The 23476-nt window shown below is 60.2% G+C and carries 22 protein-coding genes; 13 read left to right on the plus strand and 9 right to left on the minus strand.

Annotated features, from left to right (window positions below; genetic code table 11):
* Positions 1–224: 224 nt before the first annotated feature.
* On the minus strand, positions 225–1178 hold the full coding sequence (locus CJ178_RS05420) for a M56 family metallopeptidase (protein ID WP_033232051.1): 954 nt from the start codon (positions 1176–1178) through the stop codon (positions 225–227).
* A 44-nt stretch (positions 1179–1222) separates the two neighbouring features.
* Positions 1223–1618 (minus strand): BlaI/MecI/CopY family transcriptional regulator, encoded by a 396-nt coding sequence (locus tag CJ178_RS05425; protein WP_033232050.1) that lies wholly within the window; start codon positions 1616–1618, stop codon positions 1223–1225.
* A 165-nt stretch (positions 1619–1783) separates the two neighbouring features.
* On the opposite strand from CJ178_RS05425, the gene CJ178_RS05430 reads away from it, so the two are divergent.
* Entirely contained in the window at positions 1784–4357 is a 2574-nt protein-coding gene (locus tag CJ178_RS05430; RefSeq protein ID WP_095886302.1) for a rhomboid family intramembrane serine protease, read from the plus strand.
* Positions 4358–4367: 10 nt separating this feature from the next.
* On the opposite strand, the gene CJ178_RS05435 is transcribed toward CJ178_RS05430, so the two are convergent.
* The 3 genes from CJ178_RS05435 to CJ178_RS05445 are packed head-to-tail and all read right to left on the minus strand — an operon-like array spanning position 4368 to position 7785.
* Positions 4368–5222 carry an ABC transporter ATP-binding protein gene (locus CJ178_RS05435; RefSeq protein WP_033232048.1) on the minus strand — a complete coding sequence of 285 codons (855 nt, stop codon included), beginning with the start codon at positions 5220–5222 and terminating at the stop codon, positions 4368–4370.
* Positions 5219–6322: a FecCD family ABC transporter permease gene (locus tag CJ178_RS05440; protein WP_045068076.1), complete on the minus strand. Its 1104-nt coding sequence runs from the start codon at positions 6320–6322 to the stop codon at positions 5219–5221. Before CJ178_RS05440 ends, CJ178_RS05435 begins: the two co-directional genes overlap by 4 nt.
* Before the next feature lie 2 nt (positions 6323–6324).
* Complete coding sequence (locus CJ178_RS05445; RefSeq protein WP_072782575.1) at positions 6325–7785, minus strand: iron chelate uptake ABC transporter family permease subunit; 1461 nt, start codon at positions 7783–7785, stop codon at positions 6325–6327.
* Between the two features lie 208 nt (positions 7786–7993).
* Between CJ178_RS05445 and CJ178_RS05450 the strand changes: the two genes are divergently transcribed.
* Complete coding sequence (locus tag CJ178_RS05450; RefSeq protein ID WP_242484429.1) at positions 7994–8749, plus strand: hypothetical protein; 756 nt, start codon at positions 7994–7996, stop codon at positions 8747–8749.
* Between the two features lie 259 nt (positions 8750–9008).
* Entirely contained in the window at positions 9009–9437 is a 429-nt protein-coding gene (locus CJ178_RS05455) for a PaaI family thioesterase (RefSeq protein ID WP_033232047.1), read from the plus strand.
* Positions 9438–9513: 76 nt separating this feature from the next.
* Here CJ178_RS05455 and CJ178_RS05460 read toward each other — a convergent pair whose 3' ends face one another.
* Positions 9514–10905: an NAD(P)/FAD-dependent oxidoreductase gene (locus CJ178_RS05460; protein ID WP_045067742.1), complete on the minus strand. Its 1392-nt coding sequence runs from the start codon at positions 10903–10905 to the stop codon at positions 9514–9516.
* Positions 10906–12069: 1164 nt separating this feature from the next.
* Positions 12070–12342 carry a hypothetical protein gene (locus CJ178_RS05465; protein WP_033232045.1) on the minus strand — a complete coding sequence of 91 codons (273 nt, stop codon included), beginning with the start codon at positions 12340–12342 and terminating at the stop codon, positions 12070–12072.
* A gap of 44 nt (positions 12343–12386) precedes the next feature.
* Between CJ178_RS05465 and CJ178_RS05470 the strand changes: the two genes are divergently transcribed.
* The 9 genes from CJ178_RS05470 to CJ178_RS05510 all read left to right on the plus strand — a co-directional run bounded on the left by CJ178_RS05470 (position 12387) and on the right by CJ178_RS05510 (position 20850).
* Positions 12387–14456 (plus strand): glycosyltransferase family 2 protein, encoded by a 2070-nt coding sequence (locus tag CJ178_RS05470; RefSeq protein ID WP_095886303.1) that lies wholly within the window; start codon positions 12387–12389, stop codon positions 14454–14456.
* A 28-nt stretch (positions 14457–14484) separates the two neighbouring features.
* A complete protein-coding gene (locus CJ178_RS05475) occupies positions 14485–14757 on the plus strand; it encodes a PqqD family protein (RefSeq protein ID WP_033232043.1) in 273 nt (90 codons plus the stop codon).
* 8 nt (positions 14758–14765) lie between these two features.
* Positions 14766–15641 (plus strand): hypothetical protein, encoded by an 876-nt coding sequence (locus CJ178_RS05480; RefSeq protein ID WP_257013009.1) that lies wholly within the window; start codon positions 14766–14768, stop codon positions 15639–15641.
* Positions 15620–16756: a nucleotidyltransferase family protein gene (locus tag CJ178_RS05485; RefSeq protein WP_095886304.1), complete on the plus strand. Its 1137-nt coding sequence runs from the start codon at positions 15620–15622 to the stop codon at positions 16754–16756. Before CJ178_RS05480 ends, CJ178_RS05485 begins: the two co-directional genes overlap by 22 nt.
* Positions 16757–17292: 536 nt before the next feature.
* Positions 17293–17694 (plus strand): hypothetical protein, encoded by a 402-nt coding sequence (locus tag CJ178_RS05490; protein WP_045067747.1) that lies wholly within the window; start codon positions 17293–17295, stop codon positions 17692–17694.
* Positions 17695–17902: 208 nt separating this feature from the next.
* On the plus strand, positions 17903–18340 hold the full coding sequence (locus CJ178_RS05495; RefSeq protein ID WP_095887845.1) for a helix-turn-helix domain-containing protein: 438 nt from the start codon (positions 17903–17905) through the stop codon (positions 18338–18340).
* A 1-nt stretch (position 18341) separates the two neighbouring features.
* On the plus strand, positions 18342–18893 hold the full coding sequence (locus CJ178_RS05500) for a PIN domain-containing protein (RefSeq protein WP_095886305.1): 552 nt from the start codon (positions 18342–18344) through the stop codon (positions 18891–18893).
* Between the two features lie 165 nt (positions 18894–19058).
* On the plus strand, positions 19059–19817 hold the full coding sequence (locus tag CJ178_RS05505; RefSeq protein ID WP_218833744.1) for an ArsR/SmtB family transcription factor: 759 nt from the start codon (positions 19059–19061) through the stop codon (positions 19815–19817).
* Positions 19818–20313: 496 nt separating this feature from the next.
* Positions 20314–20850 (plus strand): nitroreductase family deazaflavin-dependent oxidoreductase, encoded by a 537-nt coding sequence (locus tag CJ178_RS05510; protein ID WP_095886307.1) that lies wholly within the window; start codon positions 20314–20316, stop codon positions 20848–20850.
* Between the two features lie 21 nt (positions 20851–20871).
* On the opposite strand, the gene CJ178_RS05515 is transcribed toward CJ178_RS05510, so the two are convergent.
* The gene (locus CJ178_RS05515) at positions 20872–21750 is read right to left on the minus strand and encodes an alpha/beta fold hydrolase (protein ID WP_095887846.1); all 879 of its coding nucleotides are present in this window, start codon (positions 21748–21750) and stop codon (positions 20872–20874) included.
* 117 nt (positions 21751–21867) lie between these two features.
* Here CJ178_RS05515 and CJ178_RS05520 point away from each other — a divergent pair, with 117 nt between their 5' ends.
* On the plus strand, positions 21868–22311 hold the full coding sequence (locus tag CJ178_RS05520; RefSeq protein WP_033232226.1) for a MarR family winged helix-turn-helix transcriptional regulator: 444 nt from the start codon (positions 21868–21870) through the stop codon (positions 22309–22311).
* Here the strand turns inward: CJ178_RS05520 and CJ178_RS05525 are convergent.
* Positions 22308–23330: a hypothetical protein gene (locus tag CJ178_RS05525; protein ID WP_095886308.1), complete on the minus strand. Its 1023-nt coding sequence runs from the start codon at positions 23328–23330 to the stop codon at positions 22308–22310. The two genes, CJ178_RS05520 and CJ178_RS05525, sit on opposite strands and share 4 nt — an antisense overlap.
* Between the last annotated feature and the right edge of the window lie 146 nt (positions 23331–23476).

A 23476-nucleotide genomic window follows, 5' to 3' on the forward strand; every position in this document is an offset into this window, starting at 1 on the left:
GAAGAAGTCATGCTTGAACACACGACACAGTTCGCAAAGGGACGAGCCAGGGCACATGTCACCTGGCAATCCGAACGCATACTGCGGGGAATTGGGCTGTGTGCCGTTAAATGTTGATGAACCACGATGGTGGCCGGGCTCTACTGTACGCCACTCCCTGCCGGGAAGTCAGGTAACCCCGCGTGTGACCTGTACTACTACAGCGCGTTCTGCTGGTCAAGACCTTAGTACGCGTTGAGAAGTAAGCGAAGTTCGGTGAGCCACGGCACTGCGACGGCGACCGTGGGGACAACCAGAATCGTGATGGCGGCAAGGTAGGCACATACCGCAACACGGGGATCGGCAGCGTCTGTCGAGAGTCGCTGGACGCGGATCAACGTCGACGGACCGCCGGCTGCCATGGCGCCACGCGGTGCGGTCGAACCTGCACACGCGACCAGTGCCCGGGCTAGGGGAGTCGGGCCCGTGACGCGAACCGCGGAATCATCGGCCAGCAATTCGACCAGCAATTGGACGGATCCGAGGGCGGACTTGCTACGAACGAACCGGGGGAACGCATGGTTGACCGCGGTGAATGCTTCGAGAACCAGATCGTGACGCGCGCGCAGGTGTGAACGCTCGTGCGTGAGAATTGCCTTGACCTCGGCATGATCGAGGTTTTGCAACGTTCCTTGGCTCAGGACCACCCGCTGACGTATTCCGGGCAGGCAGTACGCGATGGGTTCTTCGACATCGAGAACGCGCAGGTCCGGGGTGCGCTCCACCGCGGCGGGCATGGCGCAGTCGTCGAGTAGATCCACGAGGATGCGGTGGCGTGCGCGTCGCCGCCGAGTTCGTACACCCACTTGCAGGATCGAAAAAATCAGTTTCGCGCCGATGAGCAAGGTGAGCGCAAATACCACGACGTACAGAATCCACAGTGGCAAACCAAGAGCGTCGATCTCAGCGGTCGGCGCAGTGGTCGGTCGTCCGTCCGGTCCTGGAACCAGGAGCTGACTGGCAATGGCCAAGCCCGAGCTGAAAGCTGACAACACCGCGGCAAGCGCGATGGCCTGCCACAGGACGAGAGCCGCACGCGGCGCCCGGTACGGCCACGTGGAGCGGCTCAGGAGTGCTGGTACCGGACCCGCTAGCAACAACGCGAGGATTCCGAAAACCAGTGCAGTGGTGGCGTTCATGACCTAGTCATCATGCACGAAGAAATCAGTTAGGCCTAGAAAATCTACGGCCGCACATCTTTTTTCGCGGATTCGCGCACCTCGAGAGCGGCAAGTGCTTCGCGCAGAGCGTCAGCCTCGTCGGCATTGACCTGGCCGACGAAGTGAACCAGGGCTGCCGCTCGACCGTCTGACTCCGGCGCTTGAGCCAGAGCGTCGACCATCAGGCTCGCGACCAACTCTTCACGCTTGTTCACCGGGAGGTAGCGATGTGCGCGATCGTCACGTTGCTGAATCACCAGGTGCTTCTTCGCGAGTCGTTGCAGGACGGTCATGACCGTCGTGTACGCCAGTTCGCGATGTGTTGCGAGTGCTTCATGTACCTGTCGCACAGTTTGGGGTTCGGTTGTAGACCACAAATGATCCATGACCGCGCGTTCGAGTTCACCTAGACCTGCCATTCTTCGATTCTACGGACTTCCACGACGAAATACGTACTACTGGTAGTAGTAAGGGCGGATCAATCAGTGTGGTATTGGACATAGTGAGCTGTAGGACAGATAACGTGGATGGAGACCGTGGCCACGTCAGAGCAGAGTCGATCAGTAGAAAGTAGTCGCGCGCAGATGAAGATCGACAGTTCCTCTGAGTCCACGCCTCTCTCGACCCGACTGTCGGCGTACGGGGGTAAAGCCCGGGAGTTTGTTCGTTTCGGAATTCGGGATGCCCCGATGACGACGTCGATCGTGGTCATCACGTGGGTTCTGGGTGCGGCGACGGGAAGCCTTGTGCATGGGCCGTCGAGATCGCTGGCTCACCAGATTGCCGTCGGAATGGGTTCGCTGCAACACGGGCGACTATGGACACCACTGACATCTGCGCTGTGGGAGGGGAACCTTCTGCGGTACATCGGCGCGACCGTGCTGTTGCTCGTTGTCGCCGCACCCCTCGAACGACGCATGGGCACGGTGAAACTCGCGATCGCGGCGGTCACAACGCAGATACTGGGCGTGATCCTCGGGCTGGGGTGGGCGTCGCTTGCCAAGGTAGTCGACGCCAGCTGGGGGTTTCGCCTCCACTCGGGAGCCGCGGTGGGCGCCAGCGCCTGGGTCGTGGGGGCTCTGATGGTCGCCACCGCGAACATGGGAACGCTGTGGCGTCGACGCATCCGCGTAGGCGTTCTCGCTCTCACCATCACGCTCGCGTTGTTCAGTGGGCAACTTCAGGACGTCATCCGCCTCTTCGCCGGTGTGGTCGGGTTGGTGATCGGTGCGTGGATCGTCGGTAGGTCAGCGCGCGGTGACCGGATCGTCGGGACTCAGCGGGAAGGCCGCGTGCTGGTGGCCATAGTTGTCGCGGCGAGTGCGATCGGGCCGATGATCGCGGCACTCTCCCCGGAGGCAGTGGGACCCTTGGCTGTTCTCCGCGATCTGTTCCGCGGTGTTCCCTGGACAGTGGCCGAGGTCCGCGACCTGTGTGCCGAGTCGTCGACCGACCCGGATTGCCGACGAGGATTGTTGGAACTGCGCCTGTCCGGGATCGGGCCGACGTTGCTCTCGCTCATGCCCTCGATCTTCGTGCTCGTGCTCAGCGACGGTTTGCGGCGCGGCCGGCGCTTCGCCTGGATCGCCACCGTGTGCGCGCAAGTGATCCTTTTGATTCTCTCGATCGGGAACTTCGTCATCCGGTTCGTCGACGCCGCCGACAGCGAGAGCTTGTTCTACGGCATCGGTGACCCCAACGTGTATCGGACGTTGGTGCCGTTCCTCACCCCACTGTTTGTCCTGATCATGTTGATCCTCACGCGGCGATATTTCGACGTGTCCGCTCCGGCCGGAACCTATCGGAAACTGGCAGTGTCACTCTCAGCGCTACTCGCCGGTCTGATCGTGGTGTATGTGGGCGGGGGAATGGTTGCGCGCCACGGGTTCGACCGCGAACCGAGCGTCGCGTTACTTCTGGCTGATTTTCCGCAACGGTTGGTGCCGCCTGTCTATCTGCAACTGGTTGATCCGCGGCTTCTGCCCGTCGACATCGAAGCGACTCTGTTGTTCGAATGGACAGGAGTGGTGTTCTGGGTGGCCGCATCGATTCTCGTGTTCGTGACGTTCCGCAAACCCGTCGACGCACTTGATCCGCGGGACGCCGCGCGCGCCCGAGCGATGCTGATCGCCGGAACCGGAAGCCCGCTGTCGTGGATGACGACGTGGACGGGAAATACCTTCTGGTTTTCGTCGGACGGCTCGAGTTACGTTGCCTACCGCGTTATTTCCGGGGTGGCTCTTACTACCGGCGACCCGGTGGGGCCACCCGGTCACCTGCGAGACACCATCAGCGAATTTGCAGAATTCGCCACGGAAAACGGCTGGATCCCGTGCTTCTACTCGGTCACCGACGACGTTCGAGCGATTACGGATTCGATGGGGTGGAGCGGCCTGCAGGTTGCCGAGGAAACGATTCTCGATCTGGGCGAGATCGCGTTCACCGGTAAACGATTCCAGGACATTCGAACGGCGTTGAACCGGGCGAAGAAGTCCGGCATCACGGCCGAATGGATCAACTATCCGCACGCCGCGATCGCCGTCAAGGATCAGATTGTCGCGATTTCCGAGGAATGGGTCGCAGACAAGGGAATGCCGGAAATGGGCTTCACGCTCGGCGGACTCAATGAAATCGACGACGACAACGTGCGATGCCTGATCGCGATCGACGAGGAACGCACGGTCCACGGTGTCACATCATGGCTGCCCGTGTACCGGGACGGCCGAATCGTGGGCTGGACTCTCGACTTCATGCGACGCCGCTCCGAGGGTTTCAGGCCGACCATGGAGTTCCTGATCGCGTCGGCTGCCCTGAGCTTGGAATCCGAAGGAGTCGAATTCCTGAGTCTCTCGGGCGCCCCGCTGGCGAAGGTCGCGACGGATGACGGCTCGGATTCGGTTGAGCTGGAAGCGATGACATTGTCCGGCGTGATGGACAACGTGCTCGAATTCTTGGGGCGCACCCTCGAACCCGTGTACGGTTTCCGCTCGCTGCTGGCCTTCAAATCGAAGTTCCAGCCGCGATATGTGCCCATGCACATGGTGTTCGCCGATCCTGCCGCGCTGCCGAGTATCGGCAACGCAGTAGGGCGGGCGTACCTGCCTACCGTGTCGCTCGGTCAGGGAGTGAAGTTGGTGCGGACGATTATCGGTCGATGAGCGAATGCCGTCAGGAAGTCTGTGCGGCCGGCCCGCCGACGGTACCGAAAACATGTCGAGTTCCGATGGGCACGATCAGCGGGCGATCCGAGACCGGGTCGTCGATGACAGCGGCTTCGAGACCGAACACCTCGAGGAGCAGTTCCGCAGAGATGATGTCTTTCGGAACTCCCGAGGCGACGATGGCGCCGTCCCGCATCACGATCAAATGGTCGCTGTAGCGCACCGCAAGATTGAGATCGTGCAGGATCATGACCACAGTGCGGCCCATCTCCTCGTGCAATTGATCAACGAGGTCGAGAACCTCCATGGAGTGCGCAAGATCCAGGTAGGTCGTTGGCTCGTCGAGCAGAAGGATATCTGTGCCCTGTGCCAGCGCCATCGAGATCCACGCCCGCTGCCGCTGACCGCCGGACAGCTGATCGACCGGACGATCTGCAAGATCTGATACCCCGGTCAACTCGAGCGCCTGAGCTACTTCGCCTTCGTCGTCTGCCGACCATTGACGGATCCACGACTGGTGGGGATGGCGGCCACGCGCAACCAGATCGGCGACGGTCAACCCTTCGGGAGCGACTGGAGTTTGCGGCAACATGCCAAGGACTCGTGCGACGTCCTTGGTCTTCATCGAGCTGATTGCCTTGCCGTCCAACACAACCGACCCACTCTTGGGCTTGAGTAGTCGTCCCAGAGCGCGCAAGAGCGTCGACTTACCGCAGCCGTTCGGTCCGATGACCGTCGTGATCACGCCGGTCGGGATTTCGAGATCAAGACCGTCGACGATGATGCGATCCCCGTAACCCAGGGTGAGATCCTTTGCGACGAGACGTGCGGGGGCGTCGACGGACTGGGACAACGTGGTCATGCTGTGACCTTCCGATTGTTACGAACCAAGAGGTAGAGCAGGAACGGTCCGCCGAGCGCTGATGTCACGATGCCGACCGGCAATTCGACGGGAAGAACCGTGCGGGCGATCACGTCACTGCCGACAACAAGCACAGCGCCGGTGAGCGCGGACGCGACGATCGGGGGGCCGGCAGATCGCACCAAGCGCATCGCTACCTGCGGAGCAGCCAGGGCGACAAAGCCGACAGGCCCGGCAGCGGCGGTGGCGATCGCAGCCAATGCGACGGACGAGAGCAGGAGCTTGGCCTGTGACGACTGAAGGCGCACGCCCAGTGACGTCGCGTTGTCCTCGCCCAATCGCAGTGCGCCCATGGTGAACGACGCGATCACGGCGTATCCACCGACAACTACCACCGCGACGGCAACCGGCCACATCTGGTTCCAGGTCGCTCCGTTCAGCGAGCCGTTCAGCCATACCTGCGCCCGGGACGCATCGTTGATATCGGCTGAAATCAGGAGCCACCCGGTAGTTGCCACTAACATCGCGTTAACGCCGATGCCGATCAGGATCAGACGGAATCCTTCGACGCCTTTGCGCCACGCCAGCGTGTAGATGACCACGGCGGTCAGTAGCCCGCCCGCCAGCGCTGCCAGCGGAATGCCGAGTGTCGCAAGCAGACCCACAAACGATCCGCCACCACCGAGAACGATCAGTGCGACAGCGGCCGCGCTGGAACCGGCGGTGATACCCAGGATGTCCGGACTCGCGAGTGAATTGCGGGCGATGGTCTGCGTGATCGCGCCCGCGATGCCGAGTGCCATACCGATGAACAGAGCTGTCAGCGACCGGGGCAAGCGGAGATCGAAGACGATGAGGTTCTGGGTTTTTGTGCCGCCACCGAACAGAACTGAAATCACGTCAGGGATGGAGATCGGGTAGTCGCCGCGTCCGACGCTCAGGCAGATCAGCACGAACAGTGCGGCAGTCAGTGCAACGCACACCGACACCGCCAGCGGGCGATACACCAGCGAGAACGAACCGACACGAATCGCTTTGCGGGAGGGAACAGTTCGGGGGAGCGCACCAGGTTCACCCCGGAGAACCTTGCCTTGTGTGATGGTCACAGACTTGCCAACTTCCTGCGCCGTACGAGAGCGATGAAGAACGGCGCACCGAAGATCGCCAGAATGATTCCGACCTGAAGTTCACCCGGACGGACGACAACGCGTCCGATGATGTCGGCGGTGATCAACATGATCGCGCCGAGCAGACCCGCGTACGGGACGAGCCAGCGGTAATCAGGGCCGGTGATGGCCCGGGCAACGTGTGGCACGACGAGGCCGATGAAGGCGATAGGTCCGCAGGCAGCGGTGGCGGCGCCGGTCAGCAAGGTGATCGCGACAATGCCGAGAGTGCGACTGAAGACGATGTTGGTTCCGAGCGCTTTGGCTACGTCGTCGCCGAGACTGAGGACGTTGAGTCCTGGCGTGCTCGCGAGAGCAATGACGAGACCGACGACCAGGAAGGGAAGCACCTGCCATAACACGTCGAATCCGCGTCCGGACACCGAGCCGACCACCCAGAATCGGTACGCGTCGAGGCTTGCCTGGTCGAGGATGATCACCGCATTGGTCATGGCCTGGAGGAAGAACGCGACAGCGGCCCCGGCGAGAGCCAGGCTGAGCGGACTGGAACCTCCGTTGCCGATGGATGACAAGCCGAATACGACAACACTCGCGATGAACGAACCAGCGAATGCAAACCACATGTACTGACTCGGTGCGGTGAACCCGAACAGGTAGATCGACATGACAACCAAGAACGCAGCGCCGGCATTGAGGCCGAGGAGGCCGGCGTCGGCAAGGGGATTTCGGGTGTGCCCCTGAATGAGTGCACCGACGATTCCCAGCGCGATGCCGACAACCAAGCCCAGGATTGTTCGCGGCGCGCGCAGAGTTCGCACGATGATGTCGGTCTGCGACCCGTCGGAGTTGAAGATTGCATGGAAGATCTCGGCAAAAGTGAGCGGACGCGCTCCGACCGCGATGCTGGCAAGCATGACCAGCACCAGAAGGACGGTCAGAACTGCAAGACCGATGAGACGACGCCTGCGGGTGGCTGATACCGAGTTGTCGCGCTCGAGTTCGGCGAACCCCTCGTCGCGAGCGGTGCTTTCGCGGACAACGTCGATTCCGGATCGGTTGATCGGGCGCAAGAGTGCGCGTCTGACGCCAATGGGCTGCTTGGTCTGTGCATCCCGGGTGATCAGGCCGACCCAACCTTTTCCGGACGTTCGTCCATTCGTGCCCTCACGGAATCCGAAGTTCCAGATGAGAAGCCCGATAGCGATGGCGATTGCTGTCCCGCCGAACACTGCGCGATCAGCTTCACCGCCGCCGTTGTCGTCCTGCAAGGACTGGACTATGTACCAGCCGATCACGAGAGGGAGCGCGATGATTGCGACGTCGAACAGTCCGGCAAGGATGCGCAATCGGACGGGCGCCGGTCCTCGGGGTACGACACGTCGTCCGTAGTTCTCGCTGGGCCCGCGCGGATGTTCGCTCCCGGGCGTGTCGGTCATGGTCACTGGTGGATCGAACTCCTGGTCTTGGCTCGCAGGGATTTCAGATCTTAGGTTACGGAACCCTATCCCCGGGAACCTCGCGCGGGTTGGTTTCCGGACCGAATATGCGTGCCGAGGCTCACAGATCTTTACTCTTGAATTATGGTGAGGCTAACCTATGTTGAGTGTGTAAGACCCCTACGGCCGATTGGAGTGCATGGTGACCATGACCCTCACCACCGAGCATGTGCAGATTCGTGACTTGGATTTCCGGACTGACGCATTCAGCCGCACCTGCACACGCTTACGGGGGCTCAACCCCGATTACCCGCGCGTGTATGCAGTTGCTGCCATGGCTGGTGAGGGCAAACGCCGATGGTGGAAACTGAGTACCGGTCTGCACAGTGAACGAGTCGAACAGCTGTATTTGCGATCTCTCCAGGATCTCGACAATCCGGAGGCCGCGGCAATCCAGGTTGCGACGTCCTTGATCCACGCCGTTGTCGGCAGGGTAACCGCTTCCATCGTGGCGGAGGGCTCGGCGTGGGATCCCGGTCTCGAGAACCTCTGGATACATATGGACAGCGACAGTGGTATCGACTGGGCAGGCGTGGTTGACGAAACGCTGCGCGTGGCGCCGGGCGGTACCGAGTACGGCCGGGATGGCGTTGTCGGCATGCCCTGTGAGGAAGCGCTTTTCGTCTGGACCGCGCACAGGTGCCTTGGAGCCCTGCATGCAGTGCTCGCCGCTGTGTCTCGTTGCGCGCCGATAGATCCCTATCGATTCTGGGGTTTGGTCGGCGAAGCCATCCTGGGAGCAACTGCGTACGTCCCGATTCTCGCGGGTGGCGGCGAAACGGCAGCGCAGCGCCGAGGTCAGGGACTGCTCGACGCATTTGTCGGCGCCGGAGTGCCGGTGCGGTCTCGTCGGAAGATCGCAGCGCGCCCCCGTTGGAATCAATTTGACGAAACGCTTGCTTAATTAGGTAAACCTTGCCTATGATTGAGCAATGCAAAGCGGGGAGAACAACCCGCCGAGTTCAAGAAACTGCCGGACCGCGCCGGAGTCCTGAGGGCTGCAGAGACTCCCGGTCCTTCCCATGGCGGGTTCCGCATCGTCATGATGCGGAACCCGCCTGTTCGTCTTTACGGACCTGAATCGTCGCTCGAGTTACGGCTGGTGTAGGCAAGTAGTCAGCGGCCGCCGCACCGGCGCCACGGGAAACACAGATGGAGAAGGCATGTCCGACACAGCTGACATCGCAGACATGAAGAGCTTGCTGGGAACCGGTTTCGACGCCACCATCGGGCTGGAATACACCGACGTGACACCAGATCGAGTTCGCGCTCAGTGGACGGTCAAGCCGACGCTTCACCAGCCGGCCGGTATCCAGCACGGCGGCGTGTACTGCTCCGTAGTGGAATCATTGGCCAGCATCGGCGGCACGGTGTGGCTGGGGGAGCGCGGACACGTTGTCGGCGTCAACAACAACACCGATTTCCTGCGCGCGACACGCGAAGGGACGCTGACCGCGGAGGCCAACCCGATTCATCGCGGTCGTACATCCCAGTTGTGGGAGGTGCGCATCACCGATGAGCAAGGTCGACTGGTGTCCAAGGGGCAGGTACGCCTTGCGAACATCACGGACACCTCAGCGATCGGCAACTGACGACGGCGAGGTCCGAGGACAACAAAACGGCGGTGGAATCAGATTCCACCGCCGTTTTCCGTGTCAATCGAGAGGCTCAGCCGGCAGCCTGTTCCGGTTTGCCTTTTCCGCTCTCGACCGCAGCCTTGGATTTGTTGTGTTTCTCCAACTCGCCCATGGCATTTCGCGCGAACACCTGTTGCTCGGTCGACGCCATCTGAGCACGGCCACGGCCGAAGAACGTCACCGTCCACGACAGGATCGTGGACACACGTGAGCGGAAACCGACCAGATACAACAGGTGGATGGCCAACCACGCCACCCAGCCGATGAAACCGCTGATTTCGAGCTTGCCCACCTTTGCCACCGCGCTGAATCGCGAAATGGTGGCCATACTTCCCTTGTCGAAGTACTTGAACGGAACGCGAGTAGTGGGTGCCTGTCCGTCGATCTCGGCTTTGATCTGCTTGGCAGCGTACTTGCCGCCCTGCATCGCAACCTGTGCCAAGCCCGGCAATTTGTCCAGCGACATCATGTCGCCGACAACAAACACGTTGGGATGACCCGGCAGCGACAGATCCGGGTTGACCATGACCCGACCGGCGCGGTCTGTCTCGCCGCCGCTCTGCTCTGCCAGCTGCTTGCCGAGAGGGCTCGCCTGAACACCGGCCGACCACACTTTGCACTGCGACTCGATGCGGCGCAGTGTGCCGTCCTTCTCCTTGATGATCAGTCCGTCGTTGTCGACGTCAGTGACCATGGCATCCAACTGAATCTCGACTCCGAGGCCCTCGAGCGTTTCTGCGGCCTTGCGGCTCAGCTTGCCGCCGTAGACCGGAAGCACAGCGGGCGCACCGTCAAGGAGAACTACCCGAGCCTCACGGGGATCGATCTTCCGGAATGCGCCATCGAGGGTGCGACGCGACAATTCCGCGATCTGACCCGCGAGCTCAACACCCGTCGGGCCTGCGCCGACAACAACAAACGTGAGCAGGCGTGCGCGCTCGGCGGGATCGTCCGACAGTTCTGCCTGCTCGAACGCGCCGAGAATGCGACCGCGCAACTCGAGCGCGTCATCGATTGTTTTCATACCTGGCGCGAATTCGGCAAAGTGATCGTTTCCGAAGTACGACTGTCCGGCGCCCGCAGCGACGATCAAACTGTCGAACGGCGTCACGGTAACCCGTTCCAACAGCCGTGAAGTTACGGTCTTCTTCTCCAAGTCGATCGTCTCGACCTCACCGAGCAGTACCTGCGCATTTTTCTGCTTGCGGAGTACTAATCGGGTTGCCGGCGCGATATCGCCGACGGACAGAATTCCCGTGGCTACCTGGTAGAGAAGGGGTTGGAAAAGATGATGGGTGGTGCGCGCAATCATCGTGATTTCGGCATCGGCTTTTTTGAGAGCCTGTGTGCCGAACAATCCACCGAAGCCGGAACCGATCACCACGACGCGGTGGCGGTGCGATTCAACCGACTGGATGCTCATTCCGTGCTCCTCGAGTTGTAGACGACGGTTCTACGGTAGTCCCACCTACGCTGAGGTTCTCTGCGAGTCCGCAAGATGTCCGACTCTTCCGGAATCGATCAAGTGAAGTGTCCCCAGCGTCCTACTTGCCGCATCGGACAAGTAGGAACGGCTGGATGATCGCGCCGAGCGCGAGAGCGCCGGTTTACTGCCGAATCGACAGGATGAACAGGGCGATACAACCGCCTACGAAAACCAAGATCGACAACGCGACAGACGCGTACCCGACGCCCACACCAATTGCTGCCAAGTCCATGTGTTGACCCTCTCCTTTTAATGCCAAAAGTTGGCTCGCTCACATCACGGTACTGATGTGCCGTGGATTCGTCGGCATAACCCCGTCGTGGCGCGCCGGAGCGCACTGTGAATTACGGGTTCCGCCTACGGTCCGATTGGAAGCGCGGATCGCGACGGGCCAGCTATCGTATTGGTCGGTCAGTTATCGCTGATGGTTTGCCGTCGGCGTTGCCGAAAGTGTGCAGTCCTCACAGATGTGCCGTGGCGGTCCGGTGTACCGAACGCATGATTCTTGTCGCGACGCGGTAAGCGCTTCGACTGTTCGGCCGAGGTGACGCCCCTCTTGGTCCACCGTTGGAACGGCATCCTGCCTGAAACAGAGTATCTACAAGGGTGATTCGCGATCATGAGAATCTGCCCGAACGTCCAATCGGCGTCCAGGGAATCCCCATTTACAGAATCGGACAATTACGACATAGGGAGAAATGAGGATTGGTTCGGTAATCGAACGAAACCCGCATAGGGATTAGAAAAGATTGCTGAATTCGACCAAAATCAGCGTTTTGGGTCGGTTTGTTCGCTAGATGGATGCTAGCTTTGTCGCAAACAGGTCGATTGAGCGTGAATGAATGGATTCGGGAGGACACCCGTGGGTGGCGATGCTTTTCAGACTGTTCCGGTAGATCGACGGAAATTTGTGAAAACTGTGCTTGCAGCTTCTGCGGTCACAGTTCCGGTAGTGACGTCCATCAGCCTGGGTGGTGCCGCACCGGCATTTGCATCGGGAGACACACCGAACTTGTCGGGTCTGCCGAATCGTGGTCAGCAAGGACAGAACGGCCAAGGCGGTCAAGGCAGCCAGCCGGGTCAGGGCGACAGCGGATCCGGTCAGCCCGGCAGTTCCGGGTCTTCCGGATCTTCGGGTAGCTCTGGTTCTTCGGGGTCATCAGGTTCGTCAGGTAGTTCCGGATCTTCCGGCTCATCGGGATCCAGTTCGGGTAGCTCGGGATCGTCGGGGAGTTCCTCGGGTTCGGGCGGCACAACAACCACCACGGTGCCGACGGAACCCACCATCCCGGCGGGACCCACCAACCCCACCGAGCCAACAGCTCCGACTGACCCGACCGAACCTACAATCCCGACAGTACCCACAAATCCCACCGAGCCGACCTGATCCTTGTCGATTACGAGGGGCTACCCACACGATGAGTGAGTTCGATGCCGCGCTGCACCGCGCTCTGAAAAAACTTCAGAGCGCGGGCACCGCGAAGGTGAAGGAGACACCGCCTCACGGGAAACCAGTGGATCTGACGATTGCCATTGCGACGTACGACGATTTCGACGGCGCGTATTTCACGATCCACTCGATATTGACTCACCATCGTGAAGTCCTCGATCGAGTCGAGTTCGTGTTGTTGGACAATTTCCCCGAGGGGTTGCCGGCACCGATGCTCGAATCCTTCGCGAAGTACGTGGACCGGTTCCGTTATATACCGTTCACGGAGGTGCGTTCGACTGCCGTCCGGGATGTGCTGTTCCGCAAGGCAACTGGAAAGTACGTCTTGGTGCTCGATTCCCACGTGATCCTGTCTCCTGGGTCATTGGAGTCGCTGCTGGACTACTTCGACGCGCATCCGGAAACAGATGATCTGATCCAGGGCCCGATGCTGTCGCAGGACTCGTCACACATCGCGGCCACACACATGGAGCCGGTCTGGCGGCGAGGGATGTTCGGCGCCTGGGGTGTCGATCCGCGGGCGAAGGAAAACCCCGACGTTCCATTCGAGATCCCCATGCAAGGTTTGGGGTCGTTTGCGTGTCGACGTGAGGCGTGGCCCGGACTGAACTCGCACTTCACCGGGTTCGGTGGTGAAGAGGGCTATATTCACGAAAAATTCCGGATCAACGGCGGGAAAGTGGTGTGCTTGCCGTCATTCGGCTGGTTGCACCGATTCGAACGCCCGGCCGGGGTGCCGTATCGCATCAACTGGGACGACCGGATTCACAATTACCTCCTCGGTTGGCAGGAGATCGGTTGGGATGTCGAGTCGGTACACCGTCAGTTCTCCAAACATCTGGGTAACTCGTACCCGAGCATTCGTGAGCGCGCCGAGCGGAGCGTGCAGAAGCCCGAGTTGATCTTCGGTGGTCTGCTCGTCCTGAGTGACGATCGCCGCGTCGCGCCATGGCGGTCGTGCCTAGCCGAGGCCGAGTCGGTCGATGTGGCAGTGCACCGAGTGGTGCCCGCGGAAGACACCGAGGATCCGTGGCGACCGGCGGGTGCGTTTGTCGCAGGAATCGACAAGGCGATTCTGTTGGGCTGGAAGTCCGTGGTCTTCCTGTCGGAACACAACGCCATCGACGGTGCGCTGCCGTACAAACTTCGAAACGTCATGATCGATCTCGCCGAAGACGTCGATTGTGCAGTTATCCACGGGGCCGAAAACGACGTGTCCGGTGCGGTGTTGATCGTGCGCAGTAGTGCCTACGAGCGTTTGCGTGACCGGCTGTCCGACTGCATCACCCGCATGGGTGAGGATGAGTTCTCCTTGCCGGTTTGGCTCGTCTCTGAGGGGGCGAGCGCTGTAACGCTGAAACAGGATCTGGCACGCCGCCGGGCACCCTCCGGGGATGACCCTGTGGTCACCATGGGAGTGGCCCTGGTAAATCTCGATACGGACCGCGAAAGCTGGTCGCACTCGTGGCGGAAGTTCAATCGACTCGCGAACATAGCTGGGGTAGAGAGAATTTCGGCGTACGAGGACCGCGCGAACCCGGCCATCGGTTTTGCGGTCTCCTGGCGTCGTGCCATCACACGGGCAGCAGAGAAAGAATGGGGTTCGGTTCTCGTCGCGGCCGACAATCTCGATCTGCTCGATGTGTCGTCGTCGATACTCGACTCAGCACGCAGTGAACTCGACAATCTCGAGTGGGACGTGGTGCATCTCGGCCATGATCCGAAGTCACACGACGGAACCCTTTTTGGTGATTCTTCGTTGATTCGAGTCAGCGCGGAAAACCGCGGGATGCATGCGGTACTTGTGAATTCTCGTGCGTACGAGACGCTACTTGTCGCCATTCCCGATCCTGAATCGCAATCCGCCGAGTTTGCGCAGTGGGCTGGTCGATATCGTTCCCTCGCTGAGTTTGTCGTGGACTCTGCCGCGTCGGGCATACTGACCTGCCTGTCGTTGTCGCCAGGTATCGCCACCAACCGGACCTTGCTCCGTTCAGGCGCACTCGAATCCGAATACTCACGACGCTTCACACTCTGATTTCACAACACATCCACGGGAGGCTCCCTTGACCGAATTGCTCGTAGACACCCGGCCGCAGCGCGCACACAGCGTGGAAAGCAATGATCTCGCTGACGGAGTTGTTCTCTACGACAGCTCCAGCGAGGTAGCACATCACCTCAATCCCGTTGCGACCTTGGTCTGGGAACTGTGCGACGGGCGGACTGTCGGCGACATAGTCGACGCTGTCGCCGAAGTCCTCGAAATCCCCACTGCTGAAGCGCAATCCGTGGTCGTTGAAACTTACGGACAGCTGAACACGTCACGGTTGTTGGTGTGAGGTCCTAGGTGACACCTGGCGGTGCGGAGAACATCCGTTCGCAGTACCTATGGGTCGACGCACACGTCACGGGCACCGCGGTTCCCGAAGTTCGCGTCGTCGAACACAAGGTTGCCAGCCCGTGGTCTGCGAACCACCGGGTAGACGCGAACGTTGTGCCCAGCGAATCGGTGCCAGGGCGATGGGATGCGACCATCCGCTCCACAATCGATGCGACCCGTGAAAACCTGGTCGGACTCGACGGTCTGCAGGCCGCCGAGAGTATCTATCGCACCGTGCACCGCGATGTCATGACCGCGGCTCGCATCGACCAGTGGACGCGGTTGCACGCTGCTCTGGTGGATTGTGGCGGGGTGCGGGTGGCGATTGCCGGGCACTCGGGGGCAGGTAAGACCACGCTTTCGTTGGCGCTCGCCCTGCGGGGCGCACAGCTTCACGCGGACGAGGGCGTCTTCATCCGAGGTGAAGAAGCTGTCGGTCTACCGCGCCGCGTCCACGTCAAGGCGGGCACGTTCGATGTATTGCCGGAGATCAGCAGCTGCGAGCTGCTGCATCTGCCGTATGAACCCCCGGTGTGGGCACTTGACCCGACATCATTGCCCACGCCACCTGACGTCGTGGCCGGGTTGCGGGGGATCGATGTGCTGTTGATCCTCGAGGGGTGGAGCGACACGACGCGTGTTGAGCCAGTGCCCACCGCCGTAGCTTTGCAATCGTTGGCCGAACAATCCGCACTGTGGTCAGACAATCACCGGCTGACGCTCCGAAACATCGCAGCGCTGTTGTCGAATACGGCGTGCTTCAGTTTGACCCGCCAGCACCTGGATTCCGGGATCGCGGCCGTCGAGGAATTGGTGGCGTCGTGCGTGACACGCAGTATCTGATCGCGATGCTCGACGCCGAGGACGGCGCTGAGGTCATCCGTTCATGTAGTGATGACGACTGGCCGCGTCTTATCGACGTTGCCGCGCGGCACAAGGCGCTACCGCTACTCGCCGCTGCCGCTGTCGACGCTGAGTTCGCCTCGATTCTGTCTCCGAGTTTTGCAACGATCCTGGCAACATCGACCGCCGACGTATCCAGCCCACAATTGACACTGAGCCTGGTGCATCATCGCAATACGCTGCGAATCGCCGATCTGGAATCTCAGCGGGCTGAACTTCAGGAGATGCTGCGAGACAAGGGGTTTCCCACTGTTGCACTCAAAGGCGCGGCGTTACTCGAACGCAACATCTGGCCCAATCCCGCGGCGCGGCGGATGACCGACATAGATCTGCTTGTCGTGGACCTTGCTCACGCGGTCCCCGCCAACGACGCGATCATCGACCACGGATACCGCATGGTGCGCTCCGACGAGGTGTCCGCAGATTCCATCGATCACGACGACCATCAGGAACCAGCGCTGCTTCGAGACGATCGACATGGTTCCGTCGAAATCCACGCACACCTTCTGCCGCGCTTTGCCCGACACGCGCTCACCCGAGAGCGTGCGGTGCAGAACATCGTGTCGTCGGCCGGCGCGAAACTCGCGCTTGACGATGTGGCCCTGCACGTTATCTCCCATGCCCGCCTTGCCGACCGGGCATTGGTACGCGCTGATCTAGCGCTGAACAGTATTTTCGACGTCGGATATCTACTTGCTCATGATCCGTCGATCGGCCACGCATTGGTGAACCGCCCGATGGCGCGCGACGTTCGCCGGGCCGTGAACGTGCAGTTGGCAGCCGTGGAATCAGTCTTCGACACAAGCGTTGTCGGCGTAACTGCGTCGGCACGTCTGTGGTGGCGATGGACGCTGTGGTTGGCGGATCACCCGCGCATGCACTCGCTCTACCGGGATCTGGTCATGGTTCCGCTGTTCCTCGATCGTGATCGACTCTCGATCAGGGCAGGACAGGAGCTGCGCGGAATTTCGCTGGCACGCGCCCGACTGACGTATTTCACCCGCCGCGCGCGGACCGCACTCGGCGACGCGCAGCGCACCTCCGCGCATGCTTAGGGAAGTTCTCTACTTGCTTTCTCAGCTTTCTCGTTGATCATGTACGGCAGCTTCGCTGGACCTGCGTTCAGAAGGACTCGAAACCGACCGCCTCAGAGTTCCCGGTGGGCGCGCCGGTAACGGACAGAGGACTGCCGCGCGATACCCCGGTATGACACGAGCGCGGGTTCTGACTGTCGTCGCCACGGTTGTCCTGGCACTGTTCCTCGGCGGTGGGTTCGCTGCCGCCTCGCCGGGTGGACCGGACCCGTACTAGTGGATGGGTCCGCAGGTCCGGCCGTGGCTCGAGCCGATCTTCGTCGGTCTGGCCAACTGGTTCTTCAACCTGCCGCTGGTGCCGTACCTGTCGTAGCCGCCACGGCGCTCCCATTGCCACCTGATGCGTGCAGCAGCTTCGCATTCAGTGGCGGAACACTTCGTGTTGAACTACCCCGCTATGAGGTGAATGTCCGTTATCTTCCTCGGTAATGGTTGCAATCTCGTGGCTGCTCCGCCTCGCGTGCACGGAAGCTGTCACCACGAAAAGGAGTACATCTGTGAATGGTCTCGAAACGCCCGCTCGTTGGTCCCGGACCACCTCGTTGCTTGGAGCCGGCGCACTTGCTGTCGGGATCACCCTCGGCAGTGCAGTTGGTACCGCGTCAGCAGATAGTCCGGTCACCGACTTCGGCAGCGTCTCGTTTTCGGTGACCAACACTGCCGACAACACCGTCTACGACATCAACGCCGTCCTCAACCTACCTGCGGGCACCCTCCCGATAGGGATGATGATCCCGCCGATCGGTGCGCGAGCCTCGGCTCCTCAAGCGGTCAACGACTCCTTTGGCGACTCCTTTGTGGGCACCTCGTTGGACTTCGTTCTGGGTTTCGTTCTGGCTGCGGGTAATTTCTCCTTAACGCCCAGCAACTTCGGATCACCTGGGAGTTCAGGGTGGTGAGCCAGTCCCGACTCACGAATGGGGCCGGTCACCCTTAAGAAGAGCCGCTCTCGACGTCAGCCGAGGATATGGAAGATCAGTCGACCACCGGGGCCTCGAGGTGTCGATGGTTTCGGTGTGACTCACGGAGACACCTGCCGTTGCGTTTAATTCGAATGTTGCGTATATTTCGTTTGGAAGTTCTTTTGTGTTCGCAGGAGGTAATGCCATGTCTGCTGGCGATCAGCCCAGTGTCATCGAGCAGGAACAGGCGCGTCAGGCGTTGCAGGTGCTGCGCGGTGTCGAACCCGACGTGGGGGAGACGCTCGATGTCAAGGTTGCGGGCACTGCGGAGTCGCTACATTTGCCACGTGCAGCATTCGAGTTGATCCGGGATGTGTTGGCGAATATGGCTGCCGGGCAGGGTGTCACGGTCGTCCCGGCGCATGCCGAGTTGACCACGCAGCAGGCCGCCGAGATGCTCAATGTCTCTCGCCCACATGTGATCAAGCTGCTCGACGAACGACAGATCGAGTATCGGTTGGTCGGGCGTCATCGCCGGATCCTCGCATCGTCGCTGATTGCCTATCGGCGGTCTCAGCTTGGCGCCGCGCGCAGTGCCGCCGACGAGTTGGCAGCTCACACGGAAGAGCTCGGGCTGTACTGACGTGACCTTCACCGTGTTGTACGACGCAAACGTGTTGTACCCCAATGTTCTACGAGATGTGTTGATACGGCTCGCGCAGACCGGGCTTGTTCATGCCCGTTGGACAGACCGCATTCTCGACGAAGCTTTCGGGAACTTGGCGCAGGACCGTCCGGACATCCCGATCGCGAAACTGGACAAGTTGCGTGAGTTGATGAATGTCGCGGTTCCGGACTGTCTGATCACTGGTTACGAAAAACTCATCCCCGCCCTGACGCTGCCTGATGTCAATGATCGGCATGTGTTTGCCGCAGCGATACGAGCGGGAGCCCAGGTCATTGTCACCGCGAATCTGCGGGACTTTCCGGAATCCGAACTCGCCCAATTCGGCGTCGAGGCCAAGCATCCGGACGAGTTCGTGATGGATTTGTTCCACCTCGACGGGGTGCGGGTTCATCAGGCGGTCAGTGCGACTGCAGCGGGATGGCGAAATCCTCCGGGGACGCCAGCGGATGTGTGCGACCGTCTTGTGGCAGCGGGTCTTCCGATTTCGGCAGCAGCGCTGCGGCGCTGAACAGAAGCTTCGGTTGCTACCTCCACGCTAGTGCTCAAGCCTTCGACGGTCGGCCTCGATTTGGCCTTGTTGTATGCCAAAATTCGAACTGATTGGTTTGTTGTACAAGGCTAGACATGCAGTCATTTGCCTGCATATCATGTGTCCATGGCGTCATCTACCGACCTGGTTTTCAAAGCACTGGCTGATCCAACGCGCAGGTTCCTTCTCGACTGCCTGCGCGAAGACAATGGTCAGACGCTGGGGGAGTTATGTGAGCGCGTGACGATGACACGTCAGTCTGCAACCCAACACCTGGCCGTGCTCGAGGCGGCAAATCTGGTGAGCCACGTGCGCCATGGTCGAGAGAAGCGTCATTATCTCAATCCTGTTCCACTCGAGGAGATTCGCGAACGATGGATTGACACTTTCGAACACTCGCGACTTCAGGCGCTGAGTGCAATCAAACGACATGCGGAGGCAGAAATGACCGTCAAGCCCACCTACAAATACGTCACCTACATCGAGAGCACACCGGAAGCGGTGTGGCGAGCACTCACCGACGCTGACCTCACGGCGGCTTATTGGGGGCACCAGAACGTCTCCGACTGGAATGTCGGATCCTCGTGGGAGCACCGCCGCGTCGATGGTTCCGGTATCGCTGATGTCGTGGGCACTGTCATCGAAAGTGAAGCGCCGAGCCGGCTGGTTACATCATGGGCGTCTCCTGACAATCCCAGCGAGGACACTACCTCCCGGGTGACGTACACAATCGAACCGTACGGCTCGATTGTTCGCCTCACCGTCGTGCATGAAAACCTTGCCGACGAGGAAGCGCATAGCAGCATTTCCCGGGGCTGGCCGGCAGTTCTCTCCAACCTCAAGTCCCTGCTCGAGACGGGGCACGTTCTTCCTGACACACCGTGGGAGATGCCTGCCAACTGAAGGGTAGTCGGGCCGGTTCACGGGGAAGGGGAGGAACTCGTGGACCGGGCGCCGGCAAGCCTGGGGGAGTGATTGAGGTAGTGTCGTGCAGCGCTCAGGGGGGAGTGGCAGTCGGCCCAATTCCGAGAAATCCCATGTGATAGTGCGGTTTTCGATCGAGGTTGGCTGATCGAACAGGACAGCTCGCTAAAAAATTGGCGTCTTGTCGTTGATCTCTCTATTCCGATTGCCTAATATCGGACGGTGACGGAACCACGTAATTTCCCGAATGTATGTAGTCAGCAAATTACCTAACAACGCAATAAAAATGAGCGCGCACCTCACCACACCACAAAGAAGTCGGGCACAAAGCACAGACAACAGGGTTCGACTTGTCACGATTTCGCATATTTGACGAACCCTTGTGCGTAAACATCGGCTGCGATGGAATTGAGGAAGCTGGATCCGGGGGAGAGCGCGTCTAGCGGCGCGAATTATTCCGAACCGAGGAACGATTGTGGACAAGAATTGCGACAATCCGAGCCACCCGGCAGATTCGTTTCCTGACGTCAGGTGGAGCCACGATAGGCCGATACTGCGTAAACCCGTCACCGTCTTCGCGTCGAGCAAGGTCGGATCGTGGCTCATTCGTACTGCAACACCGTTGGATCGGTGGATTTTGCAGCGCAGTAATAGTCGGTACACGATCCTCGGGCCGCTCGGATTGCCACTTCTGCTGTTGACGACAGTCGGCCGAAAGACCGGGCAACCTCACACAACTCCGCTGACATACGTCCGCGAAAACGGTCAACTGTTTGTCGTGGGAAGCAACTGCGGGCAGGACCATCACCCGGCCTGGTCGAACAACCTGCTGGTCAACAACCAGGCCACCGTCACCATTGGCGGTGTGGATGTACCGGTGGAAGCGACACCTCTGTTAGGCGCGGAGAAAGAGCGCACCTTCGAAAGGTTCGTTGCAATCGGTGAGGCCTATGCGAGATATCGAGATCGTACGGACCGCGATCTGCGAATATTCTGTCTTGTTCCACGGTGAAAGAGCACAAGCACTGACTGACTAGCGCCCCAGTGCGGAGCACAGTGCGGCGTTCAGCTCTTGTGCCGGCACCATCGGAAGTGCGTGGTGTGTCGCCGAAGCGAGAATCAGAGTCTTCGCGTGGGGGAGCGATGCACGTATCAAAGCCGCAACTCGGCTGCTGTCATGAACTTTGCTTCGTCCCGCCAGGATGACCGTGGTGTCGACGGAAAACCCCGCCAACTTCTTCCTGTCGGGGCGCTTCGGCACAATCGTCTTCGATTTTGGAAAGTGTGCTGCCCCAAGAGTGAGGAGTGACATCCAGTCCTCATCCAGCGATGCACCACCGGTTTCCCATTCGATGAACGTCCGTTCCCGTTTTTCGTTCGGGCGCAAAAGAATTGGTAGTGCATGCACCAGGTATTGCATCCTCATGCCGGCAAAGCAGGAATTGGGGTCGATCAATATGAGCCGACTCACTCTGTCGGGATTGTGTAGCGCGTAGTCCAACGCGATCATGGCACCGTACGAGTGGCCGATGATGCTGGGGGAGTCGAGGTCTAGCCCGTCTATGACGCTCTTCAGCCAGTCACGCAGGTCATCGACAGTCTTCATCGGTTTGCCGTGGGCGGTGCTGCGTCCGACATCTCCCATCAGATCCACTGCATGGACTCTGTTCTGTCCGCTGAGCGCAGTCACATTGCCAAACCACACGGTCGATGTTGCTCCACCGCCGGGTAAAAGAACGACCGGAGGGCCTGATTTTGGACCGCACATGTTGACATGAGTTGTGCCGTAGTCGGATTCGATCTCAATAGAAGTTGTGTCGTCCGGCCAGGTGGACAGTACCGAATCGTAGGCAGCGTAGAAGGCCACACCGCTATCGGTTGCCGCGAACTGATCGATCGATGATGCAGGCATTGAGAACTCCATCGTCATTTATCTCGATAGTCGAGATAATAGACAATGGAACTAATCGCGTCGAGCGGAGGAGTGGAAGTGACCGATACGAATAAGTCGACTACCAGCGGTCACGAGATGGTGCACCTACTGCGGGCGTTGGTCGTGCAGCTGGATCTGTTCGGTGCGAACTTCGCAGCGCAGCATCAACTTCACTCCACAGATGTGCGCGCGCTGATCAGCCTTCTTGACGCTGAACGCGCGGGACAACCAGCCACGCCGGGATGGCTGGGTCAGCAACTGGGTTTGAACTCCGCGTCGGTAACAGCATTGATCGACCGTATGGAACAACGCGGCCTGGTGGTTCGAGAACGAGACATGAGTGACCGTCGACGCGTGATCATCGATGTCACCGATAGCGCCAAGAATCTGGGGTGGTCGTTTTTCGGACCGCTGATCGGCCAGGCCACCGACGTCTTGGAATCCTTTTCGCCGACGCAATTGACGACGATAGGCGAGTTCTTGACGAAAATGAGTGCCGCGGTCGAGGTCACCCGAGGATCGCAGGCACCAGCCGATTAGACTGGCTCCCAGAGATTTTCAGAGTTCGGGCGCCAGGCGGTCATGTTGCCGTCGACGGTGATAAAACTGGTGTTCAGCCAGAATGTGGTATCGGGATTCCAGCCCGCAAGTACGGTGGCACCTGAGCGGGCGGACAGAGGAATCGTGATACCCGGAGTGGTGAGATACCCGATCATGCTCAGGTGAACTGCGTCGTAGTCGTTGACTACCTTGCTCCAATCCGGAATGAACCAGTCGTGATACTCGCCCGTGGTGTCGTACCAAACGGAACGACGCGATGCCGGTACAGCGAGGGGATAGGTGTCGACGAGGTGAGCCCAGTCCGCAGGACTCGAGATCTCGTACACCCGAGGTGTTCTGTCGATGCTCACCGGCCACACGTGAGCGAAACTCCATCCTGGGCTGTCCTCAACGAGCATCAACTCGATAGCTCCGAGGACGTCCCGGGCGCGAGTGGTGTCGTAAGCCCCGTTCGCGGCTGGGATCGACCACCATTCACCGCCGATCTGCCTGTCAGGATCCGCTTTCAGATACTCGACGAACGTCGCTTCATAGTCCAGCGTGTGCGCTCGCCACTGCTCCAGTCCGTCCTCGAACTTCCGGATGTGCAGGGGCGTCACGTCTGGGTCATCGGTACGTTCGTATTTCTGAACCATTCGCTGGTTGACGAGGTCGACGGACTCGGCCCACCACTGAGTGTGCGGTGACGCCAGGACTGCATGAGCGATGGGTCGGAGAAGCTCGACAATCTGGGGGACAACCAACACGATGTCCTCTTCGTCCGGCGGCTGCCAGTAGCGTGCAAAATCCACGGCATAGGCGAACCGGTCGAGAATTTCGATTTCGGACAGTGCGGCAACGGCTCCGAAGTCCACGTTAGCGAGGACATCAACAACGTCGCCGAGTGTGGAGTGCAGACCATAACGCGACGCCAACTCGTGCGTGCTGCAGGCATTTCCGATATTTGCGCAGAAGAACCGACCACGAGGCGAGCCCAGCATCATCGAGACCGTATCCATGTACCAAAGCTAGTCGCCTGTAACCGCGTAGTCGTGCACTGAAGGTCCGGCGCGGCGTAGTTCACAACACGGTTAACTTCTATCGCGGGGCGCACGCTCCGGGTGGTGCGACGTTTGTTTCGTATGGGCCGGGTGCCGCGATGGCT

Origin of the sequence: Rhodococcus sp. ACPA4, from assembly GCF_002300185.1 — a bacterium.
GTDB lineage: Bacteria > Actinomycetota > Actinomycetes > Mycobacteriales > Mycobacteriaceae > Rhodococcus_F > Rhodococcus_F globerula.